Source organism: Actinoplanes oryzae (assembly GCF_030757795.1).
Taxonomy (GTDB): domain Bacteria; phylum Actinomycetota; class Actinomycetes; order Mycobacteriales; family Micromonosporaceae; genus Actinoplanes.
Window position 1 is genome coordinate 1 of the sequence record NZ_JAUQWH010000068.1, and the last position, 19,202, is coordinate 19,202.

General features: G+C 73.0%; 20 protein-coding genes and 1 pseudogene. 6 read left to right on the forward strand and 15 right to left on the reverse strand.

The window, feature by feature from the left end:
- The 5 genes from RBH18_RS22065 to RBH18_RS22085 all read right to left on the reverse strand — a co-directional run.
- A partial coding sequence (locus RBH18_RS22065) for a family 20 glycosylhydrolase (protein ID WP_306210752.1) occupies positions 1 to 722 on the reverse strand: 722 nt, incomplete at its 3' end.
- A gap of 110 nt (positions 723 to 832) precedes the next feature.
- Positions 833 to 1,645 carry a carbohydrate ABC transporter permease gene (locus tag RBH18_RS22070; RefSeq protein WP_306210753.1) on the reverse strand — a complete coding sequence of 271 codons (813 nt, stop codon included), beginning with the start codon at positions 1,643 to 1,645 and terminating at the stop codon, positions 833 to 835.
- Positions 1,642 to 2,517, reverse strand: coding sequence for a carbohydrate ABC transporter permease (locus tag RBH18_RS22075; RefSeq protein ID WP_306210755.1), 876 nt, complete (start codon positions 2,515 to 2,517; stop codon positions 1,642 to 1,644). The genes RBH18_RS22070 and RBH18_RS22075 overlap by 4 nt, the downstream gene beginning before the upstream one ends.
- Positions 2,514 to 3,761, reverse strand: a complete 1,248-nt coding sequence (locus tag RBH18_RS22080) for an extracellular solute-binding protein (protein ID WP_306210757.1) — start codon at positions 3,759 to 3,761, stop codon at positions 2,514 to 2,516. The genes RBH18_RS22075 and RBH18_RS22080 overlap by 4 nt, the downstream gene beginning before the upstream one ends.
- A 96-nt stretch (positions 3,762 to 3,857) precedes the next feature.
- Positions 3,858 to 4,997, reverse strand: coding sequence for an alanine racemase (locus RBH18_RS22085; RefSeq protein ID WP_306210759.1), 1,140 nt, complete (start codon positions 4,995 to 4,997; stop codon positions 3,858 to 3,860).
- A gap of 93 nt (positions 4,998 to 5,090) precedes the next feature.
- Between RBH18_RS22085 and RBH18_RS22090 the strand changes: the two genes are divergently transcribed.
- Genes RBH18_RS22090 through RBH18_RS22100 form a run of 3 tightly spaced genes read left to right on the forward strand, consistent with a single transcriptional unit; the run spans position 5,091 to position 7,954 of the window.
- Complete coding sequence (locus tag RBH18_RS22090; protein WP_306210761.1) at positions 5,091 to 6,389, forward strand: transcriptional regulator; 1,299 nt, start codon at positions 5,091 to 5,093, stop codon at positions 6,387 to 6,389.
- Positions 6,386 to 7,567 carry an amidohydrolase/deacetylase family metallohydrolase gene (locus tag RBH18_RS22095; RefSeq protein ID WP_306210763.1) on the forward strand — a complete coding sequence of 394 codons (1,182 nt, stop codon included), beginning with the start codon at positions 6,386 to 6,388 and terminating at the stop codon, positions 7,565 to 7,567. The genes RBH18_RS22090 and RBH18_RS22095 overlap by 4 nt, the downstream gene beginning before the upstream one ends.
- Positions 7,568 to 7,576: 9 nt before the next feature.
- Positions 7,577 to 7,954 (forward strand): RidA family protein, encoded by a 378-nt coding sequence (locus tag RBH18_RS22100; protein ID WP_306210765.1) that lies wholly within the window; start codon positions 7,577 to 7,579, stop codon positions 7,952 to 7,954.
- Here RBH18_RS22100 and RBH18_RS22105 read toward each other — a convergent pair.
- Entirely contained in the window at positions 7,942 to 8,403 is a 462-nt protein-coding gene (locus RBH18_RS22105) for a hypothetical protein (protein ID WP_306210767.1), read from the reverse strand. The two genes, RBH18_RS22100 and RBH18_RS22105, sit on opposite strands and share 13 nt — an antisense overlap.
- 130 nt (positions 8,404 to 8,533) lie before the next feature.
- Between RBH18_RS22105 and RBH18_RS22110 the strand changes: the two genes are divergently transcribed.
- The gene (locus RBH18_RS22110) at positions 8,534 to 10,432 is read left to right on the forward strand and encodes a Tox-REase-5 domain-containing protein (RefSeq protein ID WP_306210769.1); all 1,899 of its coding nucleotides are present in this window, start codon (positions 8,534 to 8,536) and stop codon (positions 10,430 to 10,432) included.
- Entirely contained in the window at positions 10,429 to 11,154 is a 726-nt protein-coding gene (locus tag RBH18_RS22115; protein ID WP_306210771.1) for an Imm52 family immunity protein, read from the forward strand. The genes RBH18_RS22110 and RBH18_RS22115 overlap by 4 nt, the downstream gene beginning before the upstream one ends.
- A 37-nt stretch (positions 11,155 to 11,191) precedes the next feature.
- Here RBH18_RS22115 and RBH18_RS22120 read toward each other — a convergent pair whose 3' ends face one another.
- Positions 11,192 to 11,593: a GNAT family N-acetyltransferase gene (locus RBH18_RS22120; RefSeq protein ID WP_306210773.1), complete on the reverse strand. Its 402-nt coding sequence runs from the start codon at positions 11,591 to 11,593 to the stop codon at positions 11,192 to 11,194.
- Between the two features lie 116 nt (positions 11,594 to 11,709).
- Positions 11,710 to 12,128, reverse strand: a pseudogene (locus RBH18_RS22125) (nitroreductase family deazaflavin-dependent oxidoreductase).
- A 70-nt stretch (positions 12,129 to 12,198) separates the two neighbouring features.
- On the opposite strand from RBH18_RS22125, the gene RBH18_RS22130 reads away from it, so the two are divergent.
- Positions 12,199 to 12,930 carry a dienelactone hydrolase family protein gene (locus RBH18_RS22130; protein WP_306210775.1) on the forward strand — a complete coding sequence of 244 codons (732 nt, stop codon included), beginning with the start codon at positions 12,199 to 12,201 and terminating at the stop codon, positions 12,928 to 12,930.
- A 4-nt stretch (positions 12,931 to 12,934) separates the two neighbouring features.
- Here RBH18_RS22130 and RBH18_RS22135 read toward each other — a convergent pair whose 3' ends face one another.
- From RBH18_RS22135 to RBH18_RS22165, 7 genes are all read right to left on the reverse strand, one after another.
- Positions 12,935 to 14,482, reverse strand: coding sequence for a hypothetical protein (locus RBH18_RS22135; RefSeq protein ID WP_306210777.1), 1,548 nt, complete (start codon positions 14,480 to 14,482; stop codon positions 12,935 to 12,937).
- Positions 14,483 to 14,701: 219 nt separating this feature from the next.
- Entirely contained in the window at positions 14,702 to 15,445 is a 744-nt protein-coding gene (locus RBH18_RS22140; RefSeq protein WP_306210778.1) for an urease accessory protein UreD, read from the reverse strand.
- Positions 15,445 to 16,143, reverse strand: coding sequence for an urease accessory protein UreG (gene ureG / locus RBH18_RS22145; protein ID WP_306210780.1), 699 nt, complete (start codon positions 16,141 to 16,143; stop codon positions 15,445 to 15,447). Before ureG ends, RBH18_RS22140 begins: the two co-directional genes overlap by 1 nt.
- Positions 16,133 to 16,771 (reverse strand): urease accessory protein UreF, encoded by a 639-nt coding sequence (locus RBH18_RS22150; RefSeq protein WP_306210782.1) that lies wholly within the window; start codon positions 16,769 to 16,771, stop codon positions 16,133 to 16,135. The genes ureG and RBH18_RS22150 overlap by 11 nt, the downstream gene beginning before the upstream one ends.
- On the reverse strand, positions 16,771 to 18,489 hold the full coding sequence (locus RBH18_RS22155; RefSeq protein WP_306210784.1) for an urease subunit alpha: 1,719 nt from the start codon (positions 18,487 to 18,489) through the stop codon (positions 16,771 to 16,773). The genes RBH18_RS22150 and RBH18_RS22155 overlap by 1 nt, the downstream gene beginning before the upstream one ends.
- Entirely contained in the window at positions 18,486 to 18,860 is a 375-nt protein-coding gene (locus RBH18_RS22160) for an urease subunit beta (RefSeq protein WP_306210786.1), read from the reverse strand. Before RBH18_RS22160 ends, RBH18_RS22155 begins: the two co-directional genes overlap by 4 nt.
- The gene (locus RBH18_RS22165) at positions 18,857 to 19,159 is read right to left on the reverse strand and encodes an urease subunit gamma (RefSeq protein ID WP_306210788.1); all 303 of its coding nucleotides are present in this window, start codon (positions 19,157 to 19,159) and stop codon (positions 18,857 to 18,859) included. Before RBH18_RS22165 ends, RBH18_RS22160 begins: the two co-directional genes overlap by 4 nt.
- Positions 19,160 to 19,202 lie beyond the last annotated feature (43 nt).

The window sequence follows — 19,202 nt, forward strand, 5'->3', positions numbered from 1 at the left end:
AGGAGCTCGGCGCCGAGCTCGTCCCGATGGGTGACGGCGTCGGCGGGGGCGCCGGCGGTGAGGATGTCGTCCCAGGCGTAGACGGGGCGGCCCCGGGTCGCGAGGTGGTCGGCGACGAAGGAGACGAACGGCGATATGTCCGAAGCGACCTCGTCGCCGCCGATGCCGATCAGCGGGGACGGGAAGATGTCGCACACGTGGTCCAGGACCGCCCGGCAGAAGTCCATCGTGGACGGGTTGAGCGCGAGGGCGTGCGGCGAGATTCCCCAGGCGGTCATGACATCGCCCTCGAAACCGGGGCTCAGCGCGGGGTAGGCGGCCAGCGCCGCCTGCATGTGCCCGGGCATGTCGACCTCGGGCACGATCGTGATGTGCCGGGCGGCGGCGTACGCGACCAGAGCACGCAGGTCAGCGGTGCTGTAGAAGCCGCCGTGCGGGATGTCGTCGTACCGGCCGTGCTGCCGGGATCCGCGCATCGAGCGGGGCCGCCAGGCGCCGACCGAGGTCAGGCGCGGCCGGCCGGGCACGTCGATGCGCCAGCCCTGGTCGTCCGTGAGGTGCAGGTGCAGGACGTTGAGCTTGTGCATCGCCATGAGGTCGAGGAAGCGCACCACGTCCGGGACCGGCATGAAGTGCCGCGCCACGTCGAGCATCACCCCGCGCCAGGCGAAGCGCGGCCCGTCTTCGATGCGGCCGGCGAACGAGGGCGGCAGCTGGCGCAACGTCTGCTGCGCGTAGAAGGCGCCAGCCGGCGAATCGGCGTGGATCGAGACCGAGCCGGAAATGTCCAGAATATAGCCGCCCGGAGTGAAGGACCCCGACGGACGCGGGATCAATCCTTCACCGCCCCGCCCAGGCCGGCGACCAGGCGCCGGCGGACGAGCAGGAAGAACACCAGCACCGGCAGCGTCATCAGCGTCGACGCGGCCATGATGGCGCCCCAGTCGTTCTGGTCCGGCTTGAAGAAGACCAGCAGGGCCATGGGCAGGGTCTGGTTGTCGGTCGCGCTGATGATGAAGGTACGGGCGAACAGGAAGTCGTTCCACGCGTGGATGAAGGAGAACACGCTCGTGGCGGCGAGGCCGGGCGCGACGAGCGGGAACAGGATCCGCCACAGGACGGTCAGCCGGGACGCCCCGTCGAGCTGCGCCGCCTCGTCGAGTTCGTCGGGCACCGCCGCCACGAAGCCGCGGAGCATCCAGATGGCGAAGGGCAGCGTGAACGCGGTGTGCACCAGCATCAGGGAGCCGAGCGTGTTGAGGGCGCCCAGGTCGCGTACGAGGAAGAAGAGCGGGATCGTCAGCGCCTCGACCGGCACCATCTGCGCGACGAGGAACAGCACCAGGACGGTCGTGCGCAGCCGGAAGCGGAACCGGGTGAGCGCCACGGCGGCGAGGAAGGCGAGTACGCCGGAGAGCACCACGACGACGAGGGCGACGAGGACGCTGTTGAGGAAGTAGCGGCCGAAGTCGTTGACGGCGAGAACCCGGCGGAAGGCGTCGAGCGACGGCGCCAGGGTCCACGGGCGCTGGTGCAGCGACTGGATCTCGCCGGCCGGCTTCACGGCGGCGAGGACCATCCAGTAGATCGGGAAGACGACGGCCACGGCGATCGCCACGGCCACGGTGTCGAGAACGCGTTTCACAGCGGCTCCCCCGAGCGGCGCAGGGTACGGAGATAGAGCAGCGTGACGGCGAGCAGGATCAGCATCGTCACGACGCCGATCGCCGAGCCGAGGCCGTACTCGCTGGAGGCGAACGCCTGCTGGTAGGCGTACACGTTGAGGGTGAGGTTCTGGCCCGCGAGGCCGCCGCCGCGGGTCATCACGTAGATCTGGGTGAAGATCTTGAAGTCCCAGATGATCGACTGGATGACGACGATCGCCAGCACCGGGCGCAGCATCGGCACGAGGATCTGCCAGAAGGTACGCCAGGTGGTCGCGCCGTCCAGCGCCGCGGCCTCGACGACCGAGCCGGGGATCGCCGAGATGCCGGCGTAGAGCGTGACCATGACGAAGGGGAACGCCGCCCACACCACCGCCGCGCCGACCAGGGTGAAGGCGGACCACCGGCCGTAGAACCAGTTGTGGCCGTCGAGGCCGAGCAGCTGGTTGACGAAGCCGAGGTCGGTGTCGAAGAGGAACATCCACACGGTCGACCCGCTCACCGCCGGGACCGCCCACGCGGCCATCGCGGCGAGCGACAGCAGCAGGCGGGGGATCCGGCTGATGCGGGTGAGGAGTACGGCCAGCGCGGCCCCCACGGCCAGGGTCGCCACCACGCAGGCGGCGGCGAACCCGACCGTGGCCAGCAGCACCGACCAGAACTGCCCGTCGCCCAGCAGCCGCGTGTAGTTGTCCGGGCCGACGAAGCGGGTCGGCTGCCCGCCGCTGACCTGCGCCTGCGTGAAGTCCAGCACCGAGATGAGCCCGAGCTGGTACATCGGGTACGCGAACAGCGCGGCCAGCACGATGCCGGCGGGCAGCAGCAACCACAGGGGCGTGAAACGCGATCTCACTTCGTCAGGGCCGCGTCGATCTCGCGCGCGGCGTCCGCGGTGGCCTGGTCGACGGAGGCCTTGCCCGTCGCCACCTTCTCGATCATCGTGGGCAGCACGGCGGACGAGTCGATCTTGCCCCAGCCCGGGTCGAGCGGCACGAACTTGGTGCCCGCGGCGATCGTGTCCAGGAACGGCTTGACGAACGGGTCCTTGCCGGCGATCTCGTCGCTCGCGGACTTCAGCGTCGGCAGGTTGCCCATGGCGTCGTACATCTTGGACTGGTACTTCTTGCTCGCCAGCAGGGTGAGGAAGTCCGCGGCCAGGGCCGGGCGCTGCGCGTTCTTCATGATGCCGAGGTTGTTGCCGCCCGCGAAGGCCGGGGCGACCGAGCCGGCCGCGACGCCGGGCAGCGGCACGACGGCGTACTTGCCCTTGGCCACGCCCGCGTCCACGGCCGCCCGGTTGAAGTTGCCGAGGATGCCCATCGCGGCCTTGCCGCTCGCGAAGAGGTCCACGGTCTTGCCGCCGGTCAGGTCCGCGCACTGCTGCGGCGGGCAGTTGTCCGGCGCGATCAGATCCGTGTACGCCTTCAGCCCGGCCCGCGCCGGCGCCGAGTCGATGTCCGTGATCTCGCCGCCGTTCGCCCACACGAAGGGCATCGCCGCGTACGTGTACTTGCCGCCGACCGCGATCCCGAAGAGGTCCGGCTTCTTCTCCCGGATCGTCCGGGCCGTCGAGGTGACCTCGGCGAGCGTGGCGGGCGGCTTCAGCCCGAGCTCCTGAAACAGGTCGGTGCGGTAGTAGAGGGCGCGCACGCCGAGGTACCACGGGACGCCGAGCAGGGTGCCCTCGTAGGTCGCGCTGGCCCTCGCGTCGGCGGTCAGGTCGGCGTCCGCGAGCGCGCCGACGTCGGCCAGGCCGCCCGCGGCCGCGTACTCCGGAAGGTCGGTGTTGCCGTATTCGACGACGTCCGGCGCGCTGCCCGGATCGTTGAACGCGCCCTTGAAGCGTTCGCTGCGGGTGTCGACGGCGATGTACTGGACGTCGACGCTCGTGTCCGGGTGGCTCGCCGTGAACTCCGCGATCGCCTCCTGGACGACCTTCTCCTTGGGCGCCCGGTTCGGCTCGTCGAAGAGCCAGACCTTGAGCGTTCCGGTACGGGCGCCGCCGTCCGACGGCGCATCCGACGGTGACGAGGTCGACGGGGCACAGGCGGTGAGCGTGAGAGCGAGGGCCGCGGCCGTCGCCAGGCGGAGTTTCATGAGGGCACTCCTGACGAACTATGTTCGTAAGTGGTTCGTTGCTTGGGGTGCCCTCACTGTCCTGGCCGGACCGGCGATCGTCAAGGCTCAATCGCGTCAGAAATAGGTGTGCAACACGTCCACAACGACGTCGGCATCGTCCGCCACAGGGATGTAACGCCACTTGTCGAAAGCCGTGCACGGGTGCGACAACCCGAAGCGGACCAGGTCACCGACGGCGAGCGAGTCGGTCCGGACGTACGTGTGGTGGTCGTTGAGCCGGACCACCTCCCCCGCCGCGGTGACCGGCAGCCCCTCGTCGAAGGGTGCGTCCCGCTTGCCCATGCCGACGATCGCCAGCCCCGGCTCCGGAGTGGACAGCACCTGCGCGTGGAGCTCCAGCCCGGCCGTCAGCGACCCCTCGGCGACCCGGTTGAACGGCGTCCGCTCGCGGTAGAAGCCCTCGTCGTGGGTGACCGACGCGCCGCTGCGGAGCACCGCGCGGACCGTGTGCCCGGGCAGCCACTGGCCCTCGAGCGCGGCGACGACCCGGTCGAACCACGCGCTGCCCCCGGCCGAGACGATCACCTCGGCCGGCAGCCGGTCCGCGATCGCGTGCACGGCCTCGACCTGCAGCGCGAGGAACGCGTCGACCTCCTCGGCCGTCCTCAGGGCGCCTTCGTACGCCGTGACGCCGACCGGGTTGCGCGCGGCCCGGGCGACAGACACGACGTCGGCGACGGTACGACACCCCGTGCGCCCGCCGCGGTGTCCGACCTCGATGAGCACGGGCAGGTCGCCGGCTGCCTCGGCGGCCGGGACCGAGTCGACCTGGACGAGGACCTCCCAGCCCTTCCGCGACTCCGCAGCGAGCCAGCGCAGGGCCGTCGGGTCGAGCACCTCGTTGGCGATCAGCACCCGCGGTACGCCGAGGCGCCGCAGCACCAGGGCCTGGTTGGCGGTCGCGGCCGTCTGCGCCCACGCGCCCGCGGCCAGCTGCGCCTCGAGCAGGCTCGGGGCCATCGACGTCTTGGCGTGCGGGGCGAACGAGAAGCCGTGCCGCCGGGCGTACTCCGCCATGGTCGCGATGTTGGCCCGGACCGCCGAGTCGCGCACGACCAGCAGCGGCCACGTGAACGAGCCGTCGAAGAGCGTGTGCTTCGCGGCCACGAAGTCGCGGACGCTCACCTCGCCCTCGGGCTGCCAGAAGCCCTTGGCGCGCCAGTCGATCGTCGCCTCAGGAATGTCCAGAATCATGCGGGGCCTCCCTTGACCGCCTTCGCGCTTTCGCGCATTGTGTGGAAGCTACTACGGACCACTTACGAACCACTACGGTGCAGGGAGACGAGTGTGCCCGCGGCGATGACGATCGGCCTCGTGCTGCACGCCGGGCATCGCGCCCGCTTCGAGGAGGCGGCCCGCACGCTGACCGGGGTGACGTTCGCGTGGACGGTGTACGAGCGGGAGGACCAGATCCGCGACCGGGTCGCCGGCCTGCTCGCCGCCGGGCCGCTCGACGGGCTGCTGCTCGGCCTCGTCCCGTACGCGCGGTGCCGTGACCTGCTCCCCGCCGACCTGCCGGTGTCCGTCACCCGCTCGGCCGCGCTCGACCTGGCCCTCGCCTGGTCGCGGGCCCGCGGCAACGGCTGGCCGGCCACCCCGGTCAGCATCGACACGTTCACGCAGGAGACGGTGGACGAGGTCGCCACGGCGCTCGACCTGGACCACGGCGCGATCGCGTGCCTGCCGTTCGACCCGGAGCAGCCCATCGCCGACGTGGTCGCCTTCCACCGGGCGGCGCTCGCCGAGAGCCGCGCCCCGTACGTGATCAGCGTCCGCACCGGCGTGGCCGCCGCGCTCGACGGGCAGGTGGCCGTGCTCAACGCGCTCGCCACCCCGGGGACGATCCGCGCCGACCTGCACGAGCTCGCGTCGCGCGTGCGCAACAAGCAGGCCGACGGGCAGCGCTTCGCCGCCGGCATCTTCCTGGTGGCGCCGGGCGCCGACGTCGACCGGGCGCGGGTCGGGCTGCACCACCTGCTGCTCAACACCCCCGAGTTCGCGGACGCGTGGATCGACAACCGCGGGCGCCGGGGCGTCGTCGTGTTCGCCCACGCGCGGCTGTTCGAGGCGGTCACGCACCGGTGGGTGACGCTGCCGGTGCTGGCCGAGGCGCGGGAGACCCTGGGCGTACGGGCGGTGGCGGGCTTCGGGCTCGGGGCGTCCGCCCGGCTGTCCGTGGCGCTCGCCGAGCGGGCCGCCACGCGCGCCGAGCAGGACGCCGATCCGGGCGCGTACCTCATCTCGGACAACGGCATGATGATCGGGCCGATGGGGGCGTCCGGGGCGCCGCTCGCCTACACCTACCGCGAGCACGGCGGCATCGAGGCGCTCGCCGGCCGGGTCGGGCTCAGCCCCGCCACGCTGTCGCGGCTCGCCGCCATCGAACGTACGCTCGCGGGCCGGCCGGTCTCCCCCAGCGACCTCGCCCGGTCGCTGGGGATCACCGACCCGAGCGGGCGGCGGCTGATCCGCAAGCTCAGCTCGTCCGCCCTCGCCGTCGACGACGGCAGCTCCCAGCTGCACCGCAAGGGCCGGCCGACGCGCCTCTACCGGCTGGCCATCACCGCGGCCCTGGACACCCCATGAGGTACGACCTGGTGCTGCGCGGCGGCTCCCCCGGCGGCGACCTCGCCGTCCACGACGGACTCGTCGCGGCGACCGGTCCCGGGCTGGACGGCGCGGTGGTGCACGACGTGCGGGGGCTGCTCGTGACGCCGGGGCTGATCGACCTGCACACGCATGTGGGGCCCGGCTACTGGGGGATCGATCCGGCGCCTCTCGCGTGGCGTACCGGGGTGACGACGTGGGTGGACGCGGGGTCGACCGGCGCCTTCACCCTCAACGGTTTCCCGGCCCGGGATGTCCGGACGCCCGTGTTGCTGAACATCTCCGCGATCGGGCTGGCCGGGCGTACCGGGGAGAGCCGGGACCTGGCCCACTGCGACGTGGGGCTGGCGATCGAGACCGTGCGCGCGCATCGGGACAGGGTGCGGGGCATCAAGGTACGCATCGACCGGGAGACGGTCGGCGACAACGGCATCGAGCCGCTGCGCCGGGGTCTGCGCGTCGCGGAGGCGTGCGGCATCCCGGTCATGGTCCACATCGGAGCGGCGCCGCCCGCGGTCGACGAGGTGCTCGACGTGCTGCGGCCCGGCGACATCGTCACGCACTGCGCCTCGGGCATCGCGTCGCCGTCCGGGCCGGCGCTCGCCGCCGCCGTGGACCGGGGCGTGCTGATGGACATCGGGCACGGGTCCGGGGGGTTCGCCTTCGACGTGGCCGCCGCTCAGCTGGCGGCGGGGCTCCGGCCGTACACCGTCTCGACGGATCTCCACGCACGGTCGCTGCACGGGCCCGTCTTCGACCTGCCCACCACCATGGCCAAGCTCCTCGCCCTCGGCGTCGCCCTGCCGGACGTGCTCGCGGCCGTGACGACGCACCCGGCCCGCGCGCTGGGGCTGCCGGGCGGCTCGCTCGACGTGGGGGCGCCGGCCGACATCGCCGTCTTCCGGGTCGAGGAGGGCTCCTTCGAGCTGGTCGACGCGCACCGCCAGGTCCGGCGGTCGCCGCTGCGACTGGTCAACGAGGCCACCTATGTCGGCGGGCGCCTGCTGCCACCCGTCCTGCCCGGCCCGGTGCCGCCGTGGGTGCCGCTGACAGACGCGCAGCGGGCCGCCCTGGCCCGCCGCGAGCACGACCTCCGCACCCTGCTGTCCGCGCCGCTGGTGGGCGTGGACGGCCTGGCCGAACAGTTTCCCCGATAGGATCTTGAGATGCCCAAACGCGCTGTCCAAGCCCCGAACGCCGCCCCCGCAGGCGGACCCTACTCGAAGGCCGTCGTCGCCGGCGACACCATCTATCTCGCCGGGTGCGTGCCCGCCCTGCCCGACGGCACCCGGGTCACCGGCAGCTTCGCCGAGCAGGCCCACGCGGCCTTCCGCAACCTCGCCGCCGTGGCCGAGGCCGCCGGAGCCTCGCTCGACGACGCCGTCCGGGTCGGGGTCTACCTGCGCGACTTCGGGGACTTCGCGGAGATGAACCAGATCTACGCCGAGTACATCAAGGGCGACGATCTGCCCGTACGCACGACGCTGCCGGTGCCGCTCGTCGGCTTCGACATCGAGATCGACGCGGTCCTCTACGTGGGCTGAGCCTCCAGAGTCACCTCGGCCGGGGACCAGCCGGACACGTCGGAGAGCCGGAAGCGCCAGCCGGTCCGCGCGCCGGACAGGGTCGTCAAGGCGGGCGAGCCGTCGAGCACGATGACGTCGACCAGGTGCAGGAAGGCGGCGCCCCCGTCGACGGCCGCCCGCTCGTCGTCGGTCAGATCGTCACGGCTGCGCTTGGCGGCCACCTGCGCGAGCAGCTCCCGGCGCCGCGACAGCCGCTCCCGCGACTGCTCGGCGAACGGCAGGAACCCCTGACCCGCCAGCCAGTCCGCCTCGGACACCAGCGTCCCCGCGATGACGGCCCCGTGCACGGCGAGGAGCAGCTTCTGCGGCTCCTTGCCGTCCTCGTTCACCTCGTCGACGAGGATCTGCAGCGTCCAGTCCACCGGCAGCGACGCCACCCGCACCAGCGTCCCGTCATCGTCCGTCACATGGGTTCCAACGATCAAGCCCGCCCGAGGTCACCGCCGCCGGCCGGAGCGGAGGGCCGGGCCCGCGCGCGATCGACGATCGTCGCTACAATCCGGGCTCGGCTTTTTTCCGGCACGGGGGTGAGCGGACATGTCGATCCACTCTGGACATTCTGAGGACCGGCCTGAGGAGCCCGGCCGGCCCTGGTACCGGCGGGCGCGCCTGATGGTGCCGCTGGCCGCCGGAGTCGTGCTGGCGGTCGCCGTGGCGGGCGTGCTGGTGGTGCTCGGGCGGCGCGATCCCGGGCGGCCCTTCCGGGAGGCGGTCGCCGCCCTCGTCGCCAGCCCGGTGCTGCACACCACGACCTCGATCGGCGGCGCCCGCCTCGACCAGCGGATCACCGCGGGCGGGGACGCGCTGGGCCGGATGACGCTGGGTGGCCTGAGCTTCGACACGATGACCGTCGGGGGCCGGTCCTATGTGAAAGCCCCGGAGGCCCTGGCCGGCGCGCTGGCTCCGGGGTCGGCCGCCGCGGTCGTCGCCGGGCGGTGGGTGACCGGCGGCAGCTCGCCGCTGATCGCCGCCGGCGCCGGGCTCACCGGGCCGGTGCGGCTCGGCGCCCGGCTGAGCGCGGCACTCGCGGACGCAGAGTTCCCCGGCCCGTTCGACCGGGGCAGCAGCATCGCCGGGGTCGCCGTGCGCCACGCGCGCCTGCCGGCCGGTGACCTGTACGTCACGGCGGACCAGCCCTATCGCGTCGTCCGCTACACCGCCGCCGGCACGGGAGGGGTCTCTCCGGGACCGCTCCCCAGCCTGCCTGCCCTGCCGGGCGGATCCACCGCGCCGGAGCGGTCGGCGACACCCGCCCGCCCGGCGTCTCCCAGCCTGCCCGCGCCGCCCGCGGTGCCGAGCCTCCCGCCGCTCCCGGACCTGCCGGACCTGCCCGATCTGCCGGACCTCCCGGACATCGGCGGGGGCATGCTCCGAGCCGCCGCCGGTTTACCGGTGCGGGCGCCGGCAGCGCCGAGCCCGCCGCCGGCGCAGGTGAGCTTCGACATGGTCCCGATGTCCCCGGCCGACTTCGAGCAGACCTACGACGACCTCGCCGAGGCCGCCGGCGACCTCACCGAGGCGGTCGACGCCGACGTCACGTTCGCCGTGCAGGGCAGCGCCCAGGTCTCGTGCGGCCCGTCCGGCTGCGTCGTGACCGTGCAGGTGCGCAGCACCGTGGCCGGGACGGGCGCCGCCCGGGTACGGCAGGCCCAGGTCACCGCGTCGATGGTCGCGACCGTCATGGTCGACGGGAGGGTCGCCGGGACGGCCGTCGGCGCGCCCACGACGATCCCGGCCAACGGGTCCGGCGTCCTGACCGGCGTCTCGCCCGAGGCGGGCGCCGCCTATCAGGCCGCGGTCGCCGCCGCCCGGGCCCGGCGCGGCGGCGGGGTCAGCGTCATCACGGTCACCGGCACGGCCGAGGTGCTGGCCCACGCGCAGGTGCAGGCGGAGGTGACCCAGCAGGTCCGGCGCATCGAGCGGGACCGGCAGCTCACCCTGCGCGGCCCGCCCGGCTCGGCGCTGCGCGACCCCCGCGCCGGCGACACCGACGGCGGCCCGGGGCAGTGGGTGGACACTCCCCCGAACCGCTACTCCGCGCCCGGGTCCACGTGGGCCGGGTTCCAGGAGCGGGCGACCGGCGTCACCCGGGCCAAGGAGTACCGGGTCAGCGGCGTGCGCTATGAGGGCCGGACCATCGACGTCCACTTCGACGGCTTCGAGAACGGCCTGCTGCTCGACGCCAAGGACGACTACAGCTCGTTCGTGGACGCCAAGACCGGCCGGTGGAAGTTCTTCTTCACCGTGCCGAGCGCGAAGCAGAACAAGAAGCAGTCCGGCGTCGACCAGCTCATCGACGAGGCCCAGCGCCAGCGCGCGGCGGCCGCGGGCACCCCGGTCGAGTGGCGGGTCCGGGACTGCACGCTGGCGGCGCTGCTCGACGACACGCTGGTGGCCGCGAACGTGCCGGAGATCCGGGTACGGTGCTTCCCGTGATGCCGGACGAGATCACCGTACAGGTGGTGTGGGGGCCACGGGCGGAGACCGCCGGCGGCGTCGCGGCCCGGTGGCGCGACACCCGGCTGGCGCTCGCCGAGCTGAGTCCCCTCCTCGCCGGGTGGTACGTGCACGACGGCGAGTCCGACGTGCGGATCGGCGACGGCACGGCGGAGGAGACGCTCGTCGCCGACGCGGCCCGCGACGACGGGTACGGCTACCGCCTCACGGCCTACGCCGGTGCGGCAGCCGCCACCCCGATCCACTACACCGCCACGGCCGGGCTCGCCCGCCCGGAGGCCGGACTGCTCAACGGCGTCACCGTGGCGATCGCGCCCGCGCGTACGGAGGATGCCCGGAGCTGGGATCCCCTGCTCGCACCGATGCTGGCCGCGCTGGCCGCGGTCTGGCAGCCGGACTGGGGACAGGCCGGCACCCGGCGGCAGCGGGTCCCCCAGCGCGGCGGCCCGCGGACGCCGTGGGCGGGCCGCGTCACCTACCTGAGCCCGTTGCGCGCTTCCGTGCTCCCCGCCGGCGGTCCCACGGACGGGGGCCCGGTGCTCCCCACCGGCTTCGCCGCCGGCGCTCCCACCGCGGACGGGGGCCTGGTGCTCACCGCGGCGAGCACTCCGGACGCGGTCGCCCTCGGCGCGTTGCTGCGGGACGCCGGCGCGTTCGCGCCCGTACCGGAAGATCGGGACCGCTGGTCGCCGCCCGCGTGAGCGACGTGGCGGCGGAACCGGCATCACCGGACGCCGGCTAGCGCAGGCGCAGAAGACCGGCCGGGGTGGCGCGGAAGCCGCATCCTTCGAGGTAGAACGGCTTCAGGTGGGGCTCGAAGTCGACGTGCAGCCAGGTGCAGCCGGCGGCCCGGGCCTCGCCGGCGGCGGCCTTGACCAGCGCGGTGCCGAGGCCGCGATGCCGGTGGGCCGGGTCCACGACGGGGTCGAGCAGGAAGGCGTGGCTGCCGCCGTCCCAGGCCAGGTGGACGAAGCCGGTGAGGCGGTCGCCGGCGAAGGCCCCGAGCCACGTGAGCGCGTGCCGCTGGAGGCGCTCGGACCACGGCTGGACCTCGGCCGGGTCGTTGCCGAAGGCGCGGGCGTGCAGGGCGCTCAGCTCGGCGTCGTCGACGGTGAAGCGGGGCACCAGCTCGACACTCATCGGGTCAGTGTCGCAAGCGGACACCGCCCCTGCTGCCCCGTTCCACCGCGCGGGCCCTGCCCGCGCAGGACCGCCGGCTCACCGTGCGGCGTGCTGACCCCGGCCGGCGCCGGACGTCAGGCGCGGTCGAGGACGACGACCGGGATCTCGCGGGACGTCTTCGTCTGGTACTCGTCGTAGTCGGGCCAGACCTCGGTCATCGCCGCCCACATCGCCGGCTTCTCCTCCGGGGTCGCCACGCGGGCCGTCGCGGCGAAGCGCTCGCCCTTGATCTGGACCTCGACGGCCGGGTCGGCCTGCAGGTTGAGGAACCACGCGGGCGGCTCGGGCGCGCCGCCCTTGGAGGCGACGACGAGGTAGGCGCCCTGGTGCTCGCGGAAGATCAGCGCGTGGCGGCGCTGCTCGCCGGACTTGCGGCCCTCGTGAAGAGGATGAGGATCGTCGTCCCGTTGCGCCAGTGGAAGCCGTCCTCGCCGTCGGTCTCGAGGTAGCGGTCGACGTGGGCGTCGCCGTGCAGATCGATTGCGGAAGTCATGCCTGCGACGTTACCCGCGCGACGGTGAGTTGATCACGGAGTCGCGCGTCCCGGCGATAGGGTCCTGCGCATGAAGTTGCGCGAGGAAGAGCTGCACATCCCGGCACCGGCCGGGGACATCCGGTCGATCGTGATCCGGCCCGTCGGGGACGCCCCGCTGCCCGGCGTGGTGCTCTACACGGACATCTTTCAGCTGACCGAGTCGACCCTGCGCACGGCCCGCCGGCTGGCGTCGAGCGGCTTCGTGGTCTGCGTGCCCGAGATCTACCCGCACGGCGAGCTGGGCGGCGTGGTCCTGGAGTTCGACGACGAGGGCAAGCAGCGTGGCCTGGCGGGCGCCGCGGCCACGACCACGGCCCAGTTCGACGCGGACCGGGTCGCCGTCCTCGATCACCTGGAGAACCGCGACGACACCACGACCCTGCTGGCCACGGGCTTCTGCCTCGGCGGCCACCTCGCCTTCCGGGCCGCCTTCGACCCGCGCGTCGCCGCCACGGTCTGCTTCTACCCCACCGGCCTGCACAACGGCGCCCTGGGCGCGGACACCGCCGACTCCCTCCAGCGCGCCGCCGACATCCACGGCCGCCTCCTGGTCGTCTTCGGCTCGCAGGACCCGCACGTCCCGGCCGACGCCCGCCTGCAGACCATCGCCGCCCTCTACGACGCGGGCCTGACCGACACGGAGCTCCACATCTACGCGGGCGGCGAACACGCCTTCATGCGCGACATCGGCGCCCGCCACGACCCGGAACTGACCGACCTGGCCCTCACCGAGGCGGTCTCCTTCTTCACCAACCGCTGAGCGCTCAGCCGAGCAACTCCACGAGCCGGGTGTCACCGTCCGCCACCCGGCCCAGGTTGGTCTCGGCCAGCGCCGCCACCTCCAGCGGTGAGCGGCCGCCGACCGCGCCGGCATGCACGATCCGGTCGATGCCGGCACCGACGAGGGGCGCGACCGTACGCAGGGTGCCGGCCAGCGCGACCGAGGTCAGGTCCCCCGCGTGGACGACCAGGTTCCGCTGCCGGTAGAGCCGCCGGAAGGCGTCCTCGAGCTGCGCCACGATGCGCGGCAGCACCCGGCCGGGATCGGTGATCAGCGCTCGCATCCGATCGAGCGCCAGCCGGTGCCGCGTCCGCTCGAAGGAGACGGGGGCTCCAGCCTTGAGCGCATCCTCGAACAGCTTGGCGCGGTCGGCATTTTCCGGCAGACCGCGAATGGCGGTCGCCAGCTCGTCGTCCCCGATCGCGCAGGCGTTGGCCAGGGCGGTCAATTCGGCCCGGACGTAGCTGCACGCCACGACCCGGGCTATCCGGTTGGCCGCGATGACCCTCTTCCTGCCATCGCCCGGACCGACGAAGAGAGCTTCCAGGGCGGCCCAGCTTCCGGCCACTGCCGCGGCCGGGGCGCCCCCGTCCAGCGGTTCCAGCAGCTCGAGCACCGCGTCGAACTCGGCCGGCAGATCCAGGTCGAAAACGGCGCTCGTCTTGTGCAGAGCGTGCAATTCGAAACGACGCGGCGACATCGCGTACTCGAATGGCGCGTCGTAGCCGATGACGAAGAGCTGATCCAGAAATTCCATCCGCTCACGCATGCCCACGCGGAACCGGGCCACCAGTCGCGCGACCGTCGTCGCGGCCTTCTCGATCGCCGCGTGAACGTCCCGGGCATCGATCTCCAGCAGGAGCGCTCCGGACTGCCGGATCGGCGGCACGGAGGGAACCCATCGGGACAGCCAGTCCGACGTCTCGCGGGACGTCAACCAGCCCTGATCCTGGTGCACTCCCGACCGCATGGGCAGGGGCGGGCTTGCCGGCAATGGCACACACACCGTGAACCTCACGAAGGGTCTCCGCACGAGGACGACAGCCTCGTCGATCAGGTCGGCGATCGAGGCGGTGTCGGGGGCGTGCTTGCCGTGATACGTCCACCACTTGTGCAGCGCCGTCCGGCTGAATCCCGCGTCGAGCAGGTAGCTGCCGATCGCCCGGGAAACGACCTCCACATGCGGCGAGCTCCGTCGGACCTCATCGGCCCACCTGCGTAGATAATCACCGTCGGCTTGTTCCGTGACCAGGTGGAGCGCGACGGCATCATGACCGCCGGGCACCAGATTACGGCCGATGTCTCCAACGATTCTCCCCCGCTGGGACGGCGCGCCGAGACCGACGTCCCGCTTGACCCGATTGACCAGACAGTCACTCAGATACTTCACCGCCGAGTCGCTGAGCACTCCCTCGTGCCGTGCCCTGGCCGCCTCGAGCAGCTCCCGCAATTCCAGAACTGAGCTGAGGCGCCAGAGCTGACGGGACCACGGGGCGTCGTGGGAGTAGTAGTCCAGCAGCCGTTCCTGCACGCCGGAGTCGTACGGCTTGTCAACCAGAGCCACGAGGGGTTAGCCTTCCCGGTGTAGCTGGGGGGTGAGTCGCCGAGAGGCCGCTTACCCCCCTATTTTTGTGCGCGGGCTCGGATGTCCGCGGAATCGGATGCGGACACCGCTCAAGGCTGGGCGCGGTCGCGCGGCAGCATCACGCGCGACTATAGGCCCGAGGCTAGTGGTCAGACGAACAGGCCATCACCGGGGCAGGAGCATCGGGACCGCGCACAGCGGGTCGAGGGCGCGGCGGACGTCGCGGATGTCGGGGCCTACGGCGGTGGCGAGGAGGCCGGGGCCGGCCAGGGGCATCAGGGCCGCCTCGCCCGGGAGCAGGGCCGGGTCGGGCAGGGCGGGGCCGGCCAGGACGATCGTGCCGACGGCCTGGGCGCCGCCGAGGACGGCGGCTTCGGACCAGGCGGGGGCGGACGGGCCGACGCGGAGCTCGTGGCGGTAGAGGGTGCGGCCGGCGTAGCGGACGGTGATGTCGGCGGTCAGGTCGCCGGCGGGTTCGTGGTGGCGGCCGCAGACGAGGTCGTCGCGCCAGAGGAGGGTGCCGCCCTCGGCGACGTCGATGGTGGTGCGGGTGCGGTGGTCGCAGCCGGCGGCGGCGATGAGCGGTTCGGGGGTCCAGAGCAGCGTGCCGCTGGCGGCGACGGTGGCGTGGATCTCGAAGCGGGAGGCCGGGAGGCCGGGCCGCCCGGGCAGGGCGAGCTGGGCCGCGACGCTGTGGACGGCCAGCCGGGCGCCCGGGCCGACCGAGATGTCCAGGCGCAGGTCGTCGCCGCGCAGTGGGCCGGCCGCCCCTCCGACCAGGTGGACTGTCAGGTCGCCGCCGCGGGGGCCGGTGCGGCGCAGCAGCAGGGGTGACTCGCCGTGCAGGACGGCCGGGCGGGTGCCGCCGCGGCCGTCCTGTTCGGCGACGATGCGAGCGCGAGCCCGCATCAGACCGCCGCGACGCGGGCGGAGACCAGGCCGCGGATCCAGTCGGCGACGGCGGTGGCGTTGCGGTCCTCGGTCAGGGACTGGAAGACCGTGGGCAGGTCGCCGCGGCGGGCGCGGGCGTCGCGGTCCATGACCGACAGGTCCGCGCCGACCAGCGGGGCCAGGTCGGTCTTGTTGATGACCAGCAGGTCGGCGGTGGTGACGCCGGGGCCGCCCTTGCGGGGGACCTTGTCGCCGCCGGCCACGTCGACGACGAAGATCTGCTTGTCGATCAGGCCCTTGCTGAACGTCGCCGTCAGGTTGTCGCCGCCGCTCTCCACCAGGACCAGGTCGAGGGGGCCCAGCTCGGCCTCGAGGTCCTCGACCGCGTCCAGGTTGGCGGAGATGTCGTCGCGGATCGCGGTGTGCGGGCAGCAGCCGGTCTCGACCGCGCGGATGCGCTCGGCCGGGAGCACGCCGTTGCGGAGCAGGAAGTCGGCGTCCTCGGTGGTGTAGATGTCGTTGGTCACCACGGCCAGCCGCAGCTCGCCGCCGAGCGCCCGGCACAGGGCCGCGACCAGCGCGGTCTTGCCCGAGCCGACCGGGCCGCCGATGCCGATGCGCAGCGCCCGCGGGCCCACGCCCAGGGGCGTGTGCGGGTCGACGCCGGGATCCGGATGGGTGTGGGGAACCTCGTGGTCGTGATCGTCAGGATGCAAAGAGACGCACCTCCCAGGTGGCGTGCAGCTCGGCGCCGATGTCGAGCAGTGGCGCGCCCGCGGCCGGCAGGTCGTCGACCGGGGCATTCACGAAAGAGACTGCTTCCGCCGCGATCCGGTCGCAGGCGGGGGCGAGACGAGCAAGAAGACCATGCACCTGGTACGGGTCCAGGCCGAGCAACCGCACCGCGGCGCTCGCCGGTCCGGTCGTCGTGCCGTGCGCGGCGGCCACGGCGGCGTCCAGCGGCCCGAGCCCCGCGGCACCGGCCAGGACGCCGAGGGCGACGGGCTGGTGGAGATCCCGGACAGCGGGCAGGGTCCACATGGCGCGCCCGGCCCGCAGCAGCGCCCGCCCCTGGGCCCGCGACGCGCGACGCAGCGCGGGCGAGGGCGTCCGCGCGTCGAAACCGGCGTCGAGATCCGCGACGGCGGAAGAGACGGTGGCGGCCGCGGCGAACGCAGCCGCCACGAGACCGGCCGTGTGCAGCCGCCCGCGCAGGAAGCCGTACACGTCGGACAGGTCACGCACCCGGCCCGCGGCGACCTGGGCCTCCAGGCCGCCGGAGTGCGCGTGCCCGCCCGACGGCAGGCGCCCGTCGGCGAGGACGAGCAGGGTGGCCAGGGACATCAGAACAGGTGGTAGCGCTGGGCCATGGGCAGCTCGGTCACCGGGTCCGGCTCGATGACCTCGCCGTCGACGCGGACCACGAACGTGTCCGGCTCCACCTCGATGCGCGGCAGGGCGTCGTTCAGCGGCAGGTCCGCCTTGCCGACCGCGCGGGTGTCGGCGACCGGCACCAGCGCGCGCTTGACGCCGATCCGGTCACCCAGCAGGGCGTCGATCGCGGCCGGGGCCACGAACGCCACGGACGTCTGGGCGGGCACGACCCCGTACGCGCCGAACATCGGCCGGGGCAGCACCGGCTGCGGCGTCGGGATCGAGGCGTTGGCGTCGCCCATCTGCGCGGACGCGATCATGCCGCCCTTGATGACGAGCGCCGGCCGCACCCCGAAGAACGCCGGGTCCCACAGCACCAGGTCGGCCAGCTTGCCGGGCTCCACCGAGCCGACCTGCTCGGCCATGCCGTGGGCGACGGCCGGGTTGATCGTGTACTTGGCGACGTACCGGCGGGCGCGCAGGTTGTCGGCGGGGCCGTCGCCGGGCAGCGCGCCGCGGCGGGCCTTCATGACGTGCGCGGTCTGCCAGGTACGCATGACGACCTCGCCGACGCGCCCCATCGCCTGCGAGTCCGACCCGATCATCGCGATGGCGCCTAGGTCGTGGAGCAGGTCCTCGGCCGCCATCGTGGACGGCCGGATGCGGCTCTCGGCGAACGCCAGGTCCTCGGGCACCGCCGAGTTGAGGTGGTGGCAGACCATCAGCATGTCGAGGTGCTCGCTGAGGGTGTTGCGGGTGTAGGGCCGGGTCGGGTTCGTCGACGACGGCAGCACGTTCGGGTACGAGGCGACCGTGATGATGTCCGGCGCGTGCCCGCCCCCGGCGCCCTCGGTGTGGTACGCGTGGATCGAGCGCCCGGCGATCGCGGCGAGCGTCTCCTCCACGAACCCGGCCTCGTTCAGCGTGTCGGTGTGGATGGCGACCTGCACGCCCGACGCGTCGGCCACCTTGAGGGCGGCGTCGATGACCGCCGGCGTCGTACCCCAGTCCTCGTGCAGTTTGAAGCCGCCCGCACCGCCGCGCAGCTGCTCCCAGAGCGACTCCTCGCTCATGGTGTTGCCCTTGCCGAGCAGCAGCACGTTGATCGGCCAGCGGTCGAGCGACTCGAGCATCCGGGCGAGGTACCAGGAGCTCGGCGTGACCGTGGTGGCCTTGGTGCCCTCGGCCGGCCCGGTGCCGCCGCCGATGATCGTGGTGATGCCGGCGGCCAGCGCGGTGTCGAGGATCGTGGGGCTGATCAGGTGCACGTGGCTGTCGATCGCGCCCGCGGTGAGGATCTTGCCGTTGCCGGCGATGATCTCGGTGCCCGCGCCGATGACCAGCTCGGGGTGGACGCCGTCCATGGTGTCGGGGTTGCCGGCCTTGCCGATCGCGGTGATGCGCCCGTCGCGGATGCCGACGTCGGCCTTGATGATCCCCCAGTGGTCGAGGATGACCGCACCGGTGATGACGGTGTCCGGGGTGCCCTCGGCGCGGGTGGCGCGGGACTGTCCCATCGACTCGCGGATGACCTTGCCGCCGCCGAAGACGACCTCGTCGCCGGGGGCCGGGCCGGCGCTGCGGTCCTCGGTGATCTCGATGAGCAGGTTGGTGTCGGCGAGCCGGATGCGGTCGCCGGTCGTCGGGCCGTAGAGCGCCGCGTACCGGGCGCGGTCGAGACTGGTCATCGCAGATCCCCCGGCAGTTCCTCGTCGAGCGAGCCGGCCGGCTCGATGTCCTCGCGCGGCGACGGGTCGAGCGGCCCGCCGGCCAGTCCCCGCAGGCCGGGCACGATGCGACGACCGGCCAGGGGTACGAGCGTCACGTCGCGCGGCATCCCCGGCTCGAACCGGACGGACGTCCCCGCGGGCACCGCGAGCCGGTGGCCCCACGCCGCGTCGCGGTCGAAGTCGAGCGCCGCATTCGCCTCGGCGAAGTGGAAGTGCGAGCCGACCTGGATCGGGCGGTCGCCGGTGTTGCGTACGGGCAGCGTCAGCTCGGTCCTGCCGGTGTTGATCTCGATCTCGCCGTCCCCGAAGACGATCTCCCCGGGGATCACGCGATCGGCCCGTGCACGGTGACGAGCTTGGTCCCGTCCGGGAAGGTCGCCTCGACCTGCACCTCGGCCAGCATCTCCGGGACGCCCTCCATGACGTCGTCGCGGGTCAGCACGCGCCGGCCGGCGTCCATCAGCTCGGCGACCGTACGCCCGTCGCGCGCCCCCTCGAGCAGGAACGCCGTGATGATCGCCGTCGCCTCCGGGTGGTTGAGCTTGAGCCCCCGCTCCTGCCTGCGCCGGGCGACGTCCGCCGCGACGTGGATGAGCAGCCGTTCCTGCTCGTGCTGACTGAGGAACACAGCACCTCCCCTGATCCCGGCCGATGTTTGCAGCCCTACGTTT

Coding starts and splice junctions, on each gene's coding strand:
- RBH18_RS22095 (WP_306210763.1), top strand. CDS start 6,386: ATGAGGTACGACCTGGTGCTGCGCGGCGGCTCCCCCGGCGGCGACCTC.
- RBH18_RS22085 (WP_306210759.1), bottom strand. CDS start 4,997: ATGATTCTGGACATTCCTGAGGCGACGATCGACTGGCGCGCCAAGGGC.
- RBH18_RS22110 (WP_306210769.1), top strand. CDS start 8,534: ATGTCGATCCACTCTGGACATTCTGAGGACCGGCCTGAGGAGCCCGGC.
- RBH18_RS22130 (WP_306210775.1), top strand. CDS start 12,199: ATGAAGTTGCGCGAGGAAGAGCTGCACATCCCGGCACCGGCCGGGGAC.
- RBH18_RS22155 (WP_306210784.1), bottom strand. CDS start 18,489: ATGACCAGTCTCGACCGCGCCCGGTACGCGGCGCTCTACGGCCCGACG.
- RBH18_RS22150 (WP_306210782.1), bottom strand. CDS start 16,771: ATGTCCCTGGCCACCCTGCTCGTCCTCGCCGACGGGCGCCTGCCGTCG.
- RBH18_RS22140 (WP_306210778.1), bottom strand. CDS start 15,445: ATGCGGGCTCGCGCTCGCATCGTCGCCGAACAGGACGGCCGCGGCGGC.
- RBH18_RS22120 (WP_306210773.1), bottom strand. CDS start 11,593: ATGAGTGTCGAGCTGGTGCCCCGCTTCACCGTCGACGACGCCGAGCTG.
- RBH18_RS22100 (WP_306210765.1), top strand. CDS start 7,577: ATGCCCAAACGCGCTGTCCAAGCCCCGAACGCCGCCCCCGCAGGCGGA.
- RBH18_RS22080 (WP_306210757.1), bottom strand. CDS start 3,761: ATGAAACTCCGCCTGGCGACGGCCGCGGCCCTCGCTCTCACGCTCACC.